Genomic DNA, 16,202 nt, shown 5'->3' on the forward strand with positions numbered 1-16,202 from the left:
ACCGGGTGTTCAACCCAGAAAAACTCAAACTCATTACCCAATCTGCCTGGCATACAAGGCACGCACAAAAAAGGGCTTCTAAACTCATTTAGCTCATTGGAGATGTACTTTGACCACGATCATTACTGAAGAAACTCGGCCTCATCAGGAGTCTCCTTCAGACGTTCACTATTTGGCACGTCTTAAGATCACTTGGATTTCTATCGCAGAGAAATCCAGGATGAAACCACCGTGCTCTCAAATAGAGCCAGCACCAACACCAGTCCCTTGAAGAAATCCTAGGCGTAGTAAGGTGCGTTAAGCATCGCCAATCCATTGAGCAAGGTGGCGACCAGTGCATCGAGCACCCATCCATTTCCTGAACTGATGCACCGGGGCGCCCGCACTTTCTGTCTTGCCTGCACCCAGCCACCCAGTGAGCGCCACGACCTGTCCTTCGTGAAGGCTTAAATCAAACTCGGCGGAGTTTGGCGTCACTTTAATTGCACGCAATGTCAGTACTGGGCGACCTACAGAACGTGGCTCAAAGGGCCGGGTGTCCGGCGCTTCACCGAGCATTGCGTACACCGCCTCGTTGAGCTGATGTGCGCCAAACTCACCGGCAAACTTGCCTTCTCGCAGCACCACGGCGCGATCAGCCAAACGCTGCAGATCGGACAAACGATGGGAAATATAAAGAATCGCCACACCACGCTCGCGCAAGGTTTCTACCAACGCAAACAACCGCTGGGCTTCGGTATCTGACAGCGCGGCGGCGGGCTCATCGAGAATCAGCAAGCGCGGCTCTTGCGCAAAAGCCCGCGCCAGCACCACCAGTTAGCGTTCCGCCTCACCGAGATTTTCAATCAGATGCTCCAGTGGCAAATCCAGCCCCAATCCGGCAGCAATACGCGCCGCACGTTCCAGCATATGTTTACGTGCTAGCCAAAACCCCGCGCCTGGCTGGCTAGCTCATCGAACAAGAGGTTTTCTGCCACACTCAAGCCGGGCGCAATACCTTGGTTGACGTGCTTATGCACCGCCACAATCCCGTCCTTGCGTGTCGAGAGCGGTAAGCTGAAACGCTGGAGATGCCCGTCAACCTGAAGCTCACCCCCATCCTGCTGCGTAATTGCATGGGATCTGACCCGCCCACGGGGAAGTCCTTGACCGGCAGAAATCGGCCAGAAGCAGCCCGTCAGAGCGGCCGCGACAAGGTTTAACATCACTACAAGGTCTGCCGATAACAGCGCTAGTTCACTTGAGTTAATACAGGCTCCCCCGCGAAATGAGTCGCCAGGTTATCGAACGTCAGATCCAGCATTGCCTGAACTGTCGCATGAGTAGAACTGGCCATATGCGGTGTCAGCACCACGTTGGGCAACGCTAGCAATGCCTGCGAAACGTGCGGCTCATCGCAAAACACATCGAGCCCCGCCGCGAGAATCTTGCGCTCGCGCAACGCCTCGCATCTTCGTCGACGAGGGAGCCGCGCGCAATATTGATCAATACACCGCGGTGGCCAAGCTCTGCCAGCACGGCCGCGTTAATCATGCCGCGAGTGTCGGAGCCACCGCTCGCGCACACCACCAGATAATCGACACTCGCCGCCAGTGCTTGTACATCGTTACACCAGCGATAGGGCACATCAGCCTTTAGCGTGCGCCCCGTATACGCAATGCTCATACCGAACGCCTGGGCTCGCAAAGCCACTGCTCTGCCAATACGGCCCAAACCGACGATGCCCATTCGCCCGCCGAACACCCGCACAGTCATCGGATGACGGCCGGTTGTCCATTCACCTCTTCGCACAAACCGGTCGGCGGTTAACACTTGGCGTGCGGTACACAGCAACAGCGCGATGGCGAAATCTGCAATGTCGTCGGTGGACAGTCCAGGGGTATAGGTGACACAGACGTTGTGTTTGCGCGCGGCTTCAAGATCGATTCCGTCGTAACCGACACCGAGCACCGAGATGATTTCAAGTGCTGGCAGTCGAGCGATCAATACACGGGGCACGCTGCACTCGGCAGTTGCAACAATGCCTCGCACAGTGGGGGCCAGCGCGATGAGCGCCTTTTCGTCGAGCAGCGAATACGAGTGGCAGTCGAAATGCTCGCGCAGGCGGATGATAAAACTATCGGGCATGCGGGACAGCAGTAGCAAAGTGGGTCTCATCGCGTGGTCATGTCTCGGCAAGGTTCAAGGCATCAGCGGCATGGGCGTCCGCCATGCCGCCGCGACTGGAGAGAAAGGCTTACTTCAGAACGCCTGGATCGCGCCGGATTTCCTCGCGAGCCATGGCTTCCCACAGGAATGGAAACCCATTGGCATCGGTGCGCCCTCCCGTTGCAACCGCGACGCTGGCGGGCAACGGTGAGCCGCCGCCGAGCATTTCGACATGCCAGGCCAAGCGGCTGCGCCACTCCAGGGTGATGGCGCGTAAATGTGCCTGGCGAATGCCATTGGCCACCACCAGTACGCCGTGGTTGGCGAGCAACGCCCATTTTTGCGTTCCAAGAGCGTCCACGACGGCACGGCCCCGCTCTGTGTCTTCAACGGTGCCCCGGTACTCGTCGTAGAGCACCGGGTCCGTGTCGACCAAGGCGGACGTCTGGTCATAGATCGGTGGAACACGCCCGGCCGCCGACCACACCGATCCCCACTGTGGATGGTTGTGGATCACTACGCCGACCTCATGCCGGGCGTTATGTACATCAATGTGCAGGTTGATGGCCGGGGTGATGTTCCACTGCCCTTCGATCACCTTGCCTTGCGGATCGAGGCGCACGATATCCGAGGCGGTCACTTCACCCCAGGTCAGCTCCCATGGGTTGGCCAGGTAAGTGCCGTCGTCCTGGCGAACGGTGATGTGGCCGGCGATGTGGTCGTTATAACCCTCGCGATACAACACCCGGCACAGCAATGCCACGGCCTGCTGCGGTGTCAATTCGGGCAGCAGCGCATGGCGACCCGGCTTGGGCGCGTAGCGGGCCAGCAATTCCTTGTTCAGCGTGTCCTTCAACATAGCTGTTTCCTCTTCTGCGACTGTCAAAAGCTGTGATTGACCCAACAATGGATTACCCGTGGAAAGATCCGCGAGCGAATACCGAGGTGCGCTGCATGCGCCGTTGGTGCGGTTTATAGTCCAGGATGGCGTTGTGGAGCACGCTGCGGTTGTCCCAGAGCACCATGTCACCGACGCGCCAGCGATGACGGAAACCGAATTGAACGTGTTGGCAATGCGCATGCAGGTAGGCAAGGATGGCGTCGCCCTCGGGGACCGCCAGGCCGTCGATGTGGGTGGTGTAGGTGGGGCTCAGGTACAGCGCCTTGCGACCTGTCACCGGGTGCTGAGTGACCAGCGGATGCAGGTGTCGTCGGTTTGCTTTGATGACCTCGACATAGCGCTCGTGCGTTACCACGTTTTGGCGTAGCGCCGTCGTCATGGGGCCGTTCATATCGTGCCAGACGCTAAGGCCTTCGAGGTAGTGCTTCATACGCTCGGACAGCGCGTCGTAGGCCGTGGTCATGCTGATCCAGCAGGTGTCGCCGCCACACGGCGGCAGGATCTGGGCGTGAGTCATGGTGACTATCGGGGGGCTGGGCAGGAAGCTCTCGTCGTGATGCCACATATCAGCTCGATCGCCCAGTTTGGAGTCGATCACGGTGATTTGTTCAAAGCCCTCACCCAGGTTGGGGTAGAAGGTGTGTACTTCCGGCTCACCGAAATACCGTGCAATCGCCAAATGTTGCTCGGGCTTAAGCCCTGGGACGTGCAGTACGACGGCTTCATGCTTGATGAGTGCGGCCTCAAGCGCCGCCAGCGTTTCTGGCAAAACGACTGAAGCCGGATCCAGGTCAAGCACTTCGGCACCCAGGCTTGGGCCAAGGGACCGGACGGTGAAAGATGAAGACATGGGCAATCTCCCGATAGGTTGAAACATACGATCTTATGGGCGTATCACTACGCGTTTGGACGATGTCTGATCGACGAAAACGATCATACTCAGGTCGCGACTGCTGGAATATTCGCATTCCGGAAGCACCAAAATACGCAAATAACTTATTGATTCAATTGATAAATATTGAGTTTTTAGTACCACGAAAAATACAACACTCGGATTTCCATGAACAGGAAAGGCCTTGAAACCAGGATGGGCCCACACTCTTCGCCGGAGCAGCTTCCCGCGCTACGCAAGCGTCCGACCCAGTCACGCTCTCGCGCACTGGTCGAAGCAGTGGAGCAGGCGTGCCTGCGAATTCTGGATGGGGCCGGCGAGCAAGCGCTGACCGTCGCCCGCATCGCGGAAATATCAGGGGTCGCCGTTGGCTCGATCTACCAATACTTCCCCAACAAGGACGCGATTGTCGCCTTGCTGTACGAGCGTGTTCTCGACGAGGAATCGGAGGAGCTACTGAGGGTGCGCGAACGGCTGGTTGGCATGCCTTTGAAGTCGGCACTGCGCGATATTCTGGCCAACATCATTCGTGTCGAAACACGTCTGTTCAAATTGAACAAGGCCTTTCACTTGCGTTACCACTGCGCCCTTCATCTGGGAATGTGGCGTGGCCCTTACCGCACGACAGGTGAATTCATCGAGGCGACCTGGCTGCCGCTCCTGCATCTGTACGAGCATGAGATCAGCACGGAGCACCCTGCCCTGGCGGCTTATCTGCTCGGGCAGGGGTTGCGCAGTGTAATCCGCTCGATATTGGAAGACATGCCGGCGCAGCTTGAGCATCCGGCCTTGCTCGACAGCCTGGTCACCATGGCCATCGGTTGTCTGCGTCCATCTGCAGTCGACTGACTGGCGGACATACAGCAGTCCAGTAAGAGCCCCCCTTTTTACACACTCTGAATCGAAAGCGACCTCACGAGCTGGCTCCACTCACTCGGCTTCTGTGAAATCAAGCTAGGCTCCAGCAACCCTAACGATGGCCAATATAAATCCACGTAACAGGCGACTCGCGGCCAAAAGCAGTCAGTCACGAACGGCTGCTATAGGACTATTCTGTTGAAAAAGTCGGACTTTCAGATTGCCTGAACTCAGGCGCGACCACCACCGGAGAACCTACTCACCACATTGAGTGGCTTCTCGGCCCTTCGTTGACCTTTGCTGCTCTGTTAGTGGGTTAGTTTGAGGTTTTTTGCTTGGTGCAGGCGCACCTATCCCGTGACTGGTGGCCCTTGAGATGAAAATTTGGCCAGCCGTCGCAGGTTCTGCACCGCAGCGGCCAGCGTGAATTCATCCGTCGCGCCACTCATGCCACGTAGCCGCAGGCGATCCAATTTCAGGATGCGCTTGAGGTGGGCAAACAACATTTCGACCTTTTTACGTTCGTGGCGAGAGCGCTGATATGCCGGCGTTGCTGCAATGCGCCGAGCCACATCGCGTGCGGCCTCATGGACGCTGCGGGCGATCTTGCGGAACGCAGTGTTCGGGCAGCACTTGGCTTTCATCGGACAGGCAACGCAGTCGGTCTGCCTGGATCTGAAGATGATGGTCTTGGCTTTGGTGACGTGTGAACGCTCATTTTTGAAGGCTCGCCATTCGCTGCGCAATGGATTGCCGGTCGGGCAGCGGTATTCCTCAGCCTCTTCATTCCAGTGGAAATCGTTGCTCGAAAAACTGTCGTTCTTACGCTCGGTTTTGTCCCACACCGGCACATGCGGCTCGATGTCTTTTTCCTCAACCATCCAGGCCAGCATCGGCGCGGTACCGTAAGCGGTGTCGCCAATGAGGCGCTCTGGCTTGATGTCGAACTGCGCTTCGACCCGATCGATCATCGTCTTGGTGCTCTCGACTTCTGCGGTTCGATGAGCCGGTGTGGGTTCCACATCCATGATCACGCCGTGCTCGGTATCGATCAGATAATTCGTGGAGTAAGCATAGAACGCTGGGCCACCGGGCGCTGCGGTCCAGCGGGCTTGCGGATCAGTCAGTGATAGGCGCTTCGGCAGAGTTTCGGCCAGAGCCTCTTCATCGAGGGCTTCAAGATACTCACGCACGGCGCGGGTGCTCAGGGCCGGATCGCTCCAATTGACCGGTTCATCACCCGGTACACCGCGCTGCCGGCTGGCAACGGCAAAGCCTTCACCTTTGACCAAGCCTGCGTCCATACAACGACGCAGCACTTCATTGAACAGCCAGCGAAAGAGATCGCTGTCCCGAAAACGGCCGTGTCTATTTTTGGAAAAGGTCGAGTGATTGGGGACTTCATCTTCAAGGCTCAATCGGCAGAACCAGCGATACGCCAAGTTCAAATGGGCCTCTTCACACAACCGCCGCTCTGAGCGAATGCCGTAGCAATAGCCCACGATCAGCATGCGAATCATCAGTTCAGGATCAATCGACGGACGCCCGATCGGGCTATAAAAAACGGCGAGGTAATGGCGCAGGTCGCTCAGATCCAGACACCGATCAATGCTGCGCAGGAGGTGATTAGCAGGAATGTGATCTTCAAGGTTGAACGAGTAAAACAGCCGCTCCTGCCCACTCGATAACTGTCCCATCATGCTGCGTGCTTCCCTGCTGGCCAATGCAGATATTTTGCCGCAGGCCAAACAGGGGAGCTACTTTTTCAACAGAATCGGCCGATTTATGCCGATCAAGGCCCACCCCGTTGGCTGGTCAGATGCCATGCAAACAACTGGTCAAGTCGAATGCAAATGGTTGGTCAGTGGCAATGCAATTCGCCATCCTGCGACTGACTGCCGGCACTGATCTTCACCAAGGTTGATTTGCCTGCGCCATTGGCGCCCAGCAAAGCAACCACCTCTGCGGGAACAATCTGCAAAGTCCGATTGCCAAGCAGTCGTAAAGACAGCGTATGCGGCGAACCAGAAAAACTGAGTTCACTGCACGTACGATCGATCAACAATAGGATGTGACGTGTGGCAACTTCTACGACATCGACGTGTAGTGCGCAGGTCAAATAGCTACCGACCGATCCAGATACCAATCACGGGAACAATCAGCAGCGTGCTAATCGCCATCGACAACACATTGCCAATGTAAGGGTGCATGTACGTCGGCAGCCGCTGGGTAATGGCGCACGCCAGTGGCGGGGCGATTAGAGCTCCGAGTAAAGCGCTTGCGATCATCACCGACGCGCTACCACCGTAGGTCAGTACCGCCGCCGGTACCACCGACACCAAGGGCACATAAGTGGGATACCAGCCGCGTTTGTGCCATTGACCACGCCACATAATCACCCCCAGCAACGAGGTCAATGCTTGCGCTGCCACCAGATGCAGCAACAGGCCTGAACCATAAGCGGGGCTTAACGGGTTTAAGGTATAAGCCAATAAAACACCGGCCAACATCCCCAGGCTGGCCCATTCATTGCCAAAGAACGGCGCTTCGGAAAAGTCCGCCAGTACCCGGCGTAACGTCCAGACCATGCCGTAGTCTGGGGGCGGATCGGCTTCAGGTTTTGCAACGTTTTTTTCTGCCTGACGGCTAACCAGTACAGGCATGAAACGGCACATGCCAAAAGCCACTGCACTGCCCAGTGCCATGCCCAGTACATTGCCAACCACCACAGGCAATCCCAAAGGCAAGCACACAAAGTTAACCATTAGCAGGCAAGACGGCGTGACCAGCAAGGCCCCCAGAATTGCCCCATTCAGCGTGACTTTCCAGCCGCCGCCAAACAACAACACCATCGCCGCGGGCAAGGACACAAAGGCTGCGAACGTGGGCTGCCAAGTATCGGCCGTCAAGGCCCAGCCCCACAGTGCATTGCTCAGTACCAACCCCAACACAGAACTGGTGACCAGCCAAGGCCACAGTCCCGAGCCATAACTGATACTGAACCCTCGCCACGCTTTCGCGTAGCGACTGGCCCAGTAACCCAGGGCGCCACCAAGCAACAACCCCAGCGAAGCGAACTCGTGCTTGTAAAAGGCGACTTCACTGATGTCACCGATAACCCAGCGCAGCCAGGCGAGTGGTGAGGGCCAGTCGCCCATCATGTCGTTATATCCGGGCCAGTAACCTGACGCCGACGAGGCGTAGAGCCACGATAAACCGCTTATCAGCGCGAGGGTTGCCAGTGTGAGTGCAATGAGCAACACAAGGTAACGGGTGGCGGTATTTGAAGACGCTCTTTGCGATAAAGATTGCATGAGGGCGTCCTCATCAACGTGGCAGTTGAGGGTGGTCGATATAGCCGAGCATCGACTCATACATGTCGACACGGCGGTCGCGGTGCAGGTCGTTCAAGTTGTTCCAGATCGGTGCGCTGCGTGTGCTCGTCAGGTCAATATCGGCATAGAGAATGGCTTGCTCGTCTGCCGAAGCCACTTCTGCGATTGGCCAGCCATGGGTGCCGGTAATCAGAGAACAGCCCAGATAACGTTCGCCTTGTTCCTCGCCGATGCGGTTGGCAGCGGCAATAAACACGTTATTGGCGTGAGAAGCAGTCATCGTCAAATACGAAGCCATGCACTTGCCGGTTTCATCGAACAGCGGCGGTGGCGTCCAGATCCAATTGTTCAAACTGCAGATAATGTCAGCCCCTTGCAGGCTCAGCAGGCGTGGTACTTCCGGGAACCAGATATCCCAGCAAATCAGCAGGCCGATACGCCCAATGGGCGTGTCAAACACCGGGAAACCCAGATTGCCAGGGGTAAACCAGAGCTTCTCACGGTTCCATAAATGGGCTTTGCGGTACTTGCCAATAAAACCGTTCGGCCCCAGCAACACCGCAGTATCAAACAGCTGAACACCGTCCCGTTCCGCCAGCCCAGCGGCCAGATACACCTGATGCTTTTGTGTAAAGTCGAGCCAGGCCCGCACGCTTGGGCCATCGGGAATCACCTCGGCATGCAGGTAAGCTTCCTGGCAGTGCCGAACAAATACCCGGTGTTGGCCAACTCCGGCAGCACGATAAGATTTGCCCCGTTCATGGCCGCTTCACGGGCCAGTTCCAGGCTGTGTCGCAAGTTGTTTTGGCTATGTTGGATGCCCACCTGCGGATCGAATTGCACCACCGCAACGCGCACTGCACTGACAGCTTGATTCATGGCTCAAACCTCTCTTTATTCTTATGACCCGCTGGATAACGGGGGTTTAGTAAGAGGATTTGTCAGTATCAGCGTCTATCGGCTTTATCCTTCTGAGATGTAGTCCATTGCCTTGAATGAAGTGCTATCTATCCAATTGGACTACATGGGAAGGGCGGTTAGCTGTCTCGTTAAGGGCGTGTGCGGTACTCCGGGTAGTCATAGGTTGATCCGATCGTCACAGTTGTGCGCTCCGTTTTGTATTCAGCGGTGGAGTGCGCACATTAGAAGTGAACGGTGAATCGTGAGTGGTAGATATTTACGACATTACACCGCGGATGCATCTGAAGCGCAGGATCAAGACGCGACCTGCCCAGTCGCTCCTCAGCGGCTACAAGGCGTTAACCGGCGACACTGAAGAACTCGCCCGCACCTGCAATTGCGGCTTGAGCATAATCGACTCTGCCGGCTCACCTTTGATGCGCTTGAGCAACAACTCAACTGCATGTTGGCCCATTTCGGCCAGCGGCAGGCGCACGCTGGTCAGTGGAACCATGAGTTCGTTGGCCAGCGGGATGTCGTTGAAGCCGACCACGGCGATGTCTTTGCCTGGCACTAAACCCTTGTCGCGTGCAGCACCCATGAGGCCGATGGCCAGAAAATCGTTAACCGCGAAAAAGGCGTGCGGGCGTGGTTTCAGCCCCAGCAGGTATTCGCCTTGTTTATGTCCGGTGAGGCTGTCGAATGGTCCGTTGATGGTCCACTCGGGCCGCAGGGTAATGCCTTGCTCGCGGTAATAACGGGTGAAGCCGCGGGTGCGATCAGCGCCCGTCGAGGCATGCTTTTCACCGGCCAGAATGGCCACGTCGCGACAGCCCAATCGGTACAGGTGCTCGGCGGCCAGCCAACCGCCCAGCTCATCGTCACTGCAGGCCGCGACATGCCCGGCTATCTGGCGGCTGACCAGTACGTAGGGGATGTGTTTGCGGGTCAGTAAATCAAGCAGGGGCTGGGTTTCGCCCACATGTGAGTCGCCCACAATCAGCCCGGCGACCGAGCGGCGCAAGGCGTGCTCGGCACGTTGCATTTGGCGCGGTTGCTGGTCGTCGGTATTGGAGACGAAGGTGAGGTAGCCGGCCTGTTCGGCAGTGCTGTCGATACCGTCGTAAATGGTCGCCATCACCAAATCAGTGAGGCGTGGCATCAGCACGCAGATTTCCTGGCTTTTACGCAATTTCAGGTTAGATGCCTGCGTGTTCGGTCGATAATCCAGCTCTTTTGCCAAGGCGCGAATGCGCTCTACCACTTCGGGCGACGCCGCTCGCTCGACCCCCGCGGGGTCGCCATTGAGCACCCGCGACACGGTGGAAACGTGCACCCCAAGTGCAGTCGCCATGGACTTCAGGGTGGCGGGGCGAGATGGGTTCGGCATGTGTGAGAGGCTTCCTGCTGTCTGTTATTTAGCGCGCGAATTCTAACCGAACAGGCGCCTGCAACGCTTGGATAAAATTTTTACCCAAACGTTTGACTAAAACTTTTGCGCGTTCTACATTTTTCCAACCCAAACGTTTGGGTCACACAATAAAAATACGCCGGACGCGGCCGACTTTTTGACTTCTGCCATCATTTGAAGAGTCAGATCCCTATGAACAGCCCAGCTATTCCGTCTTTCCGCTACCAGATTTTTTTCCTGATCATGCTGATGGCATTGCTCAACTACATTGACCGCGGCGCGATTGCGTATGCCTCGGCGAGCATTCTTCCCGAGTACGGTTTCGACAAGGCCGACTGGGGCAAGGTGTTGGGTTACTTCGGTTACGGTTACATCCTCGGCGCGTTGATTGGTGGCATTCTGGCCGACCGGTTTGGCGCCAGGCGCATCTGGTTTATTGCGGGTGCTACGTGGTCGATCTTTGAAATTGCCACCGCATTTGCGGGCGACTTCGGTTTGGCATTTCTCGGCGGTTCGGCCATGGCCGGTTTCGCCACCATCCGCGTGATGTTCGGCTTTGCTGAAGGCCCGGCCTATTCAGTGATTAACAAGAGCGTGGCGAACTGGGCGACCCCTAAAGAGCGCGGTTTTGTGGTGTCGGTTGGGTTGCTTAGCACTCCGCTGGGTGCACTGCTGACTGCACCGATTGCGGTGGGGCTGCAAACGCTGACCGGCGACTGGCGCAGCATGTTCGTGATCCTTGGCGTTATCAGCCTGGCGCTGTTGATTTTCTTCATGACACGCTTCACCAACACTCCGGATGAAAACCCGCGTGTGTCCAAGGCCGAGCTTGAGTTTCTGCGCAAAGAGCGCGCCGAATCGGTCAATGCGTCGACCCCAACCACCACCGTTTCGCCGGTATGGCACTTCTTCAAGAACAAAGACCTGCTGCTCAATGCGGTCGGCTACTTTTCGTTTGTGTACGTCACCTTCCTGTTGCTGACCTGGACCCCCAAGTACCTGCAAGACGAGTTCCACTACAACCTGTCGTCGCTGTGGTACATGGGCATGATCCCTTGGACCGGTGCGTGCTTCACTGTGCTGTTGGGCGGCAAGATCTCCGACTGGCTGCTGTTGACTACGCTGTGTTTCATCATGGTGTCGCAAGCCCAAACCGTGTGGGGTGTGATCGCCCTGATGACCTTGGCCAACGCCCTCAACGCGCTGCCCAACTCCGTGTACTGGGCCGTGGTAATCGACACCGCGCCGTCGAATCGGGTGGGTGCCTACAGCGGCATGACCCATTTCATCGCCAACACCGCTTCGTTTATCGCTCCCATGCTTACCGGCTACCTGACCGTTCGCTACGGCTACTCGTCGATGTTCGTGGCTGCGGCAGTCGCCACTGCCCTGGGCATGAGCGCCATGTTGATGGTGCGTCCCGGTGGTCGACAGGCGGCTGCATCCCCTCTACCTGCTGCAGTTTGATGGAGTTGTTTGTATGAGCCTGGTGAAGCCTACCCATGCTGGATATTTTTTTGGCCAATCGGTCATTGTGCTGGCTGAGCGCCTGCGTGCGGGCAGCCTGACGAGCGTCGAACTGACTCAAGCCGCCCTCGACAGCATCGAGCGCCTCAACCCGACCCTGAACGCCTTTGTGCAGGTCGATGCCCCCATCGCCTTGGCGCAAGCGCTTAAAGCGGATGAGCTGTTGGCCCAAGGCCAAGACCTGGGGCCGCTGCATGGCATTCCGGTGGCGGTCAAAGACAACATCGACACCTTCGACTACGTCACTACCTATGGCTCGGCGCATTTCGACGGTTTTAAACCGAGCCACGATGCGTTGTGTGTAAAGCGCTTGCGTGAGGCAGGAGCGGTGATTGTCGGCAAAACCCTGACCCATGAATTCGCCTACGGTCCCACTGGCGACCGTTCGCTGCAGGGTGCAGCACGCAACCCGTGGGACGCCCGTTGCATGACTGGCGGTTCCAGCGCGGGCAGTGCGGCGGCGGTGGCCAGCGGCATGGTGCCGCTGGCGCTGGGCACCGACACCGGTGGCTCAATCCGCATTCCGGCAGCTTTGTGCGGCACGGTCGGCTTCAAGCCATCGTTTGCCAGCGTGTCGCTGGAAGGCGTGTTCCCGCTGTCATCCAGCCTCGATCATGTCGGGCCCATCGCCAATCACGTTGAAGATGCGCGCCTGCTGTTCGAAGTGATTGCGGGCCGTAAATGTGTTGTGCAGGCCGACCCGCGCGCCCTGCGTGTGGGCTGGATCACCTCCGGTAGTTTTGGTCCGGTCGATGCCCGCGTGGATCATCAGGTCTATGAGGCGGCACAGCAGCTGTTTGGCGACGCGTTGCAGGAGGCCGCCGAACTGGCGCCGCTGGCCGCGGGCATGAAAGAAACCTTGTTGGTACTGCAACGGGCAGAAGCCTTCAATATTCATGCCGAGCGCATGCAGCAAGCGCCGCAGTTGTTCGATCAAGAAGTGCGCGAACGCCTCGAACTGTCGCAAGAAACCAGAGGCTGGCAATACATTCGTGCGCAGGCCAGCCAAGCGCAATACAAGGTGCAAATGGCCCACTTGTTCGAACGCTATGACGTGTTGGTCTCGCCCAGCGTGCCGATTACCGCAACTGAAGTGAATGCGCGCGAGGTCCGTGTAGGTGAACAAGACATCGATGTGCGCGCCGCCGTACTGAGCTACACCAGTGCCTGGAACCTCACGGGCCTGCCTGCGATCAGCCTGCCCGTGGGGTGGGTTAATGGCATGCCGGTAGGGCTGCAAGTGATTGGTGCGGCGGGGGAGGATGATCGTTTGTTGCAGGTGATGGCCAAGCTGTTTGTACGTAACCAGGGGGGCTAAGGCCAGTCGGTTCTATTCCTTGCAGGAGCGGGCAGCCCGCTCCTGCACATTGCACGCTGTCGCTGGAACAGAGTTCGCCAGACTCACCCTGCGATATATAACTCGCCATTCACATGCAGCACTTCCCCGGTCATGACGCCCGATCCATTGCTGCCAGGGTCTTCAACGCCTCGGCAATGTAATCAGCTTGTCGAATGGCCAGGCTGACGATGGTTAACGTCGGGTTCTCTGCGGCGCTGGTGGTGAACTGGCTCCCATCCGAGATAAACAGATTGGGTACCTCGTGGCTCTGGCCATGCTTATTGCACACCCCATCTGCTTCTTTGAGGCTCATGCGGCAGGTGCCCATGTTGTGGGTTGAAGGGTAGGGTGGAACCCGGTGGGTTTTCAGCGCGCCGACCGCTTCGTACACCGCACTGCCTTGTTTGAAAGCGTGCTCACGCATGGCCAGGTCGTTGGGGTGGTCGTCATAATGCACGTTGGCCACCGGGATGCCCAAGTGGTCCTTGGTGTCGCTCAAGGTGATGCGGTTGGTCTCGCGGGGCATGTCTTCACCCACCAGCCACATGCCGGCCAGGTGCGTGTAGTTGTCCATCACGCGGGTGAAGTCCCGACCCCAGGCGCCCGGATTGAAAAACGCGGCCATGAACGAAGGCCCGAGCGAAATCGTCTCCATCTCATAGCCCCCTACAAAGCCGCGATCAGGGTTGAAGTGCGCTTCGTCGCTGATCAAGCCCGCCATGATAGTGCCGCGATAAAAATGCACCGGATCGCTGAATTCAGCAAAAACCGAACCGGTGGTGTGGCGCATGTAGTGTTTGCCGACCATCCCCGCACCATTGCTCAACCCGTGTGGAAACATCGTGCTGGAGGAGTTGAGCAACAATCTCGGTGTTTCGATGGCATTGCCGGCAATGGCCACGATTCGACCTTTTTGCCGCTGCAATTGGCCCTTGGCATCGGCATAGATCACGGCGTTGGCACGGCCTTTGGCGTCGTGTTCGATGCGCACAGCATGCGCTTGAGTGCGCAGATCCAGCTTGCCGGTGGCTTCGGCGGCGGGGATTTCGGTGTAAAGGGTTGACCACTTCGCGCCCATCTTGCAGCCCTGAAAACAGAACCCGAGCTGCATGCATTGCGCGCGGCCGTCACGCCCACGGGGGTTGATGGCCATGTGCCCGGTCGAGCAGTGCTTGTAGCCGAGCCTTGTGGCGCCGTTGTACATCACCTGAAAGTTGTTATTGCCCGCAAGGCCGGGAATATCGTGGGTGCGTGTAACCCCCATCTTGTTTTCGGCGCGTTCGTAGTAGGGTTCAAGCTCGGCCAGAGTCAAGGGCCAGTCCAGCAGGTTGGCGCCTTTGACGTCGCCGTACATCTGGCGTGCGCGAAATTCGTGTTCTTGCAGGCGAATGCTGGCGCCCGCCCAATGGGTGGTGGTGCCGCCCACGGTTTTGCAGATCCAGGCGGGCAGGTTGGGGAAGTCTTGGGCAATCTGCCAAGAGCCCGATGTGGTCCGGGTGTCGCCCCAGGACAGCTGCGCAAATGAAGGCCATTCATCATTGATGAACGTCGCCGGGGATTGCCGGGCGCCGGCCTCAAGCAGCACCACCGCAATACCCTTTTGGCACAATTCGTTAGCCAGTGTGCCGCCTCCTGCGCCGGAGCCGATGATGATTACCACAGAGTCGTCGTCAAAACTGTAAGTCGTCATGCTCGCTGCTCCTCAAGAAAACGCACTGGGACTGGCTTCTGCTGGCGCGGCGGGTAGCCACTTCAGGTCATTGAAGCCACGCATCAGGTAGCCGCCCTTAGGGAAGGAAGCGCCTTCGTAGCCAAAATGCTCATAAGCCAATTCATTGCTGTAGAGCGAGTTGACCGAGGTGCCGCGTACCTGTTTGAAAAAGTCCGAATCCTGGATTTTTTCGAGCAGGGCGACTTGCTGGTTTTCAGTGAGGCTCGACCACTGGCCACCTGCCAGGGTGTCCAGTTCAGACAAGCCTTTTTCAAGCTGCGCCAACACGCAAGGATCGGCAGACGCGCGCTCATCAAGTGCCTTCACGGCAAAGGCGTAGACAGCGTCTTCCATTCGGTCATGGGGATAAATGCGGCGCACCACGAGCAGCAACTTCGACGCTGTTTCGCTGGGCAGAGTGTTCATTTCCATGGCCCAGGACCGGCTGGGAGCCAGTAATGCAATGGGGCCGGAGCCGAACATGAGGGTACCTAACAACAGACCGCCACTTCCTTGCAGGAAACGACGACGATTGACCTTTAGGTCTTGCATGAAATGTCTCCTTCTTATTTTTATTCAGGAGTAACAGTGTCACAGGCAAATCATAGGTCGCGGGTACACGGGAAAGGTAACAGGGTGCTATGACGTCACGCCTGTCCAGTCAGCCGCTTTATTGGTAATGACCTCCACGCTGCAAGACCTCGATCTTGTAACCATCGGGGTCTTGGATAAAAAAGAAGCGCGCCAGTAACGCACCGTCCCGTTTGAACGCCTTGATCGGTGCGGGCGATAACTTCAGCTCGGTCAGCCGATTGAACTGCTGGTCGAGATCATCCACCACGAAAGCGGTGTGCCCGTAGCCCGTGCCGTGGGTGTATTCGGTCTGTCCCTTGTTCCAGGTCAGCTCGATTTCTGCGCCACTTTCGATGTCTCGCAAATACACCAGAGAGAAATCATCGAAGTCCAGGCGATGAGATTCCATGAGTCCAAACGCCTGCTGATAAAAGTCCATGGATTTTTCGAGATCGCCTACGCGGATCATGCTGTGAATAAACTTTGCCATTGCCTCTACCTGTTTTATTGGAATGCCTGATTCTTGTTATAAGCACCTTCCAATTGATCATGAGCCCAAGCGCAGGCAGGTAGGTAATAGAGGGGTACTACGTTTTTCACCCTTCTG

Annotated in this window: 13 protein-coding genes and 3 pseudogenes; 4 read left to right on the forward strand and 12 right to left on the reverse strand. The window is 57.4% G+C overall.

Features of this window, described 5'->3' with window-relative positions; translation table 11 throughout:
• Positions 1-297: 297 nt before the first annotated feature.
• The 4 genes and pseudogenes from ACIQYF_RS14875 to ACIQYF_RS14890 form a co-directional block, all read right to left on the reverse strand.
• Entirely contained in the window at positions 298-777 is a 480-nt protein-coding gene (locus ACIQYF_RS14875; RefSeq protein ID WP_402862983.1) for a hypothetical protein, read from the reverse strand.
• Between the two features lie 454 nt (positions 778-1,231).
• Positions 1,232-2,157: pseudogene (locus tag ACIQYF_RS14880) on the reverse strand (2-hydroxyacid dehydrogenase).
• 79 nt (positions 2,158-2,236) lie between these two features.
• On the reverse strand, positions 2,237-3,007 hold the full coding sequence (locus ACIQYF_RS14885) for a class II aldolase/adducin family protein (RefSeq protein WP_402862986.1): 771 nt from the start codon (positions 3,005-3,007) through the stop codon (positions 2,237-2,239).
• 52 nt (positions 3,008-3,059) lie between these two features.
• Positions 3,060-3,899: a TauD/TfdA dioxygenase family protein gene (locus ACIQYF_RS14890; protein WP_402862989.1), complete on the reverse strand. Its 840-nt coding sequence runs from the start codon at positions 3,897-3,899 to the stop codon at positions 3,060-3,062.
• A 237-nt stretch (positions 3,900-4,136) separates the two neighbouring features.
• Here ACIQYF_RS14890 and ACIQYF_RS14895 point away from each other — a divergent pair, with 237 nt between their 5' ends.
• A complete protein-coding gene (locus ACIQYF_RS14895) occupies positions 4,137-4,790 on the forward strand; it encodes a TetR/AcrR family transcriptional regulator (RefSeq protein WP_402862992.1) in 654 nt (217 codons plus the stop codon).
• Positions 4,791-5,149: 359 nt separating this feature from the next.
• On the opposite strand, the gene ACIQYF_RS14900 is transcribed toward ACIQYF_RS14895, so the two are convergent.
• Positions 5,150-6,499 carry a transposase gene (locus tag ACIQYF_RS14900; protein WP_402862995.1) on the reverse strand — a complete coding sequence of 450 codons (1,350 nt, stop codon included), beginning with the start codon at positions 6,497-6,499 and terminating at the stop codon, positions 5,150-5,152.
• Here ACIQYF_RS14900 and ACIQYF_RS14905 point away from each other — a divergent pair.
• A complete protein-coding gene (locus tag ACIQYF_RS14905) occupies positions 6,498-6,707 on the forward strand; it encodes a hypothetical protein (RefSeq protein WP_402863235.1) in 210 nt (69 codons plus the stop codon). The genes ACIQYF_RS14900 and ACIQYF_RS14905 overlap by 2 nt on opposite strands.
• Here the strand turns inward: ACIQYF_RS14905 and ACIQYF_RS14910 are convergent.
• From ACIQYF_RS14910 to ACIQYF_RS14925, 4 genes and pseudogenes are all read right to left on the reverse strand, one after another.
• Positions 6,673-6,771: pseudogene (locus tag ACIQYF_RS14910) on the reverse strand (ATP-binding cassette domain-containing protein); the annotation flags it as partial. The gene ACIQYF_RS14905 and the pseudogene ACIQYF_RS14910 overlap by 35 nt on opposite strands.
• A 151-nt stretch (positions 6,772-6,922) precedes the next feature.
• The gene (locus ACIQYF_RS14915; RefSeq protein ID WP_402862998.1) at positions 6,923-8,113 is read right to left on the reverse strand and encodes a hypothetical protein; all 1,191 of its coding nucleotides are present in this window, start codon (positions 8,111-8,113) and stop codon (positions 6,923-6,925) included.
• A gap of 13 nt (positions 8,114-8,126) precedes the next feature.
• A pseudogene (locus ACIQYF_RS14920) lies at positions 8,127-9,013 on the reverse strand (nitrilase family protein).
• A 370-nt stretch (positions 9,014-9,383) separates the two neighbouring features.
• Positions 9,384-10,424: a LacI family DNA-binding transcriptional regulator gene (locus ACIQYF_RS14925; protein ID WP_402863001.1), complete on the reverse strand. Its 1,041-nt coding sequence runs from the start codon at positions 10,422-10,424 to the stop codon at positions 9,384-9,386.
• A gap of 213 nt (positions 10,425-10,637) precedes the next feature.
• Here ACIQYF_RS14925 and ACIQYF_RS14930 point away from each other — a divergent pair, with 213 nt between their 5' ends.
• Both ACIQYF_RS14930 and ACIQYF_RS14935 read left to right on the forward strand, forming a co-directional pair.
• Entirely contained in the window at positions 10,638-11,912 is a 1,275-nt protein-coding gene (locus ACIQYF_RS14930; RefSeq protein WP_402863004.1) for an MFS transporter, read from the forward strand.
• Positions 11,913-11,925: 13 nt separating this feature from the next.
• Positions 11,926-13,290: an amidase gene (locus ACIQYF_RS14935; protein ID WP_402863007.1), complete on the forward strand. Its 1,365-nt coding sequence runs from the start codon at positions 11,926-11,928 to the stop codon at positions 13,288-13,290.
• Positions 13,291-13,420: 130 nt separating this feature from the next.
• Here the strand turns inward: ACIQYF_RS14935 and ACIQYF_RS14940 are convergent, their stop codons facing one another.
• The 3 genes from ACIQYF_RS14940 to ACIQYF_RS14950 form a co-directional block, all read right to left on the reverse strand.
• The gene (locus tag ACIQYF_RS14940; RefSeq protein ID WP_402863010.1) at positions 13,421-15,001 is read right to left on the reverse strand and encodes a GMC family oxidoreductase; all 1,581 of its coding nucleotides are present in this window, start codon (positions 14,999-15,001) and stop codon (positions 13,421-13,423) included.
• A 12-nt stretch (positions 15,002-15,013) separates the two neighbouring features.
• The gene (locus ACIQYF_RS14945) at positions 15,014-15,574 is read right to left on the reverse strand and encodes a tat (twin-arginine translocation) pathway signal sequence (RefSeq protein ID WP_402863013.1); all 561 of its coding nucleotides are present in this window, start codon (positions 15,572-15,574) and stop codon (positions 15,014-15,016) included.
• Between the two features lie 118 nt (positions 15,575-15,692).
• Positions 15,693-16,085 (reverse strand): VOC family protein, encoded by a 393-nt coding sequence (locus tag ACIQYF_RS14950; protein WP_402863016.1) that lies wholly within the window; start codon positions 16,083-16,085, stop codon positions 15,693-15,695.
• Positions 16,086-16,202 lie beyond the last annotated feature (117 nt).

The organism is Pseudomonas sp. NPDC096917 (assembly GCF_044762555.1).
Lineage (GTDB): Bacteria > Pseudomonadota > Gammaproteobacteria > Pseudomonadales > Pseudomonadaceae > Aquipseudomonas.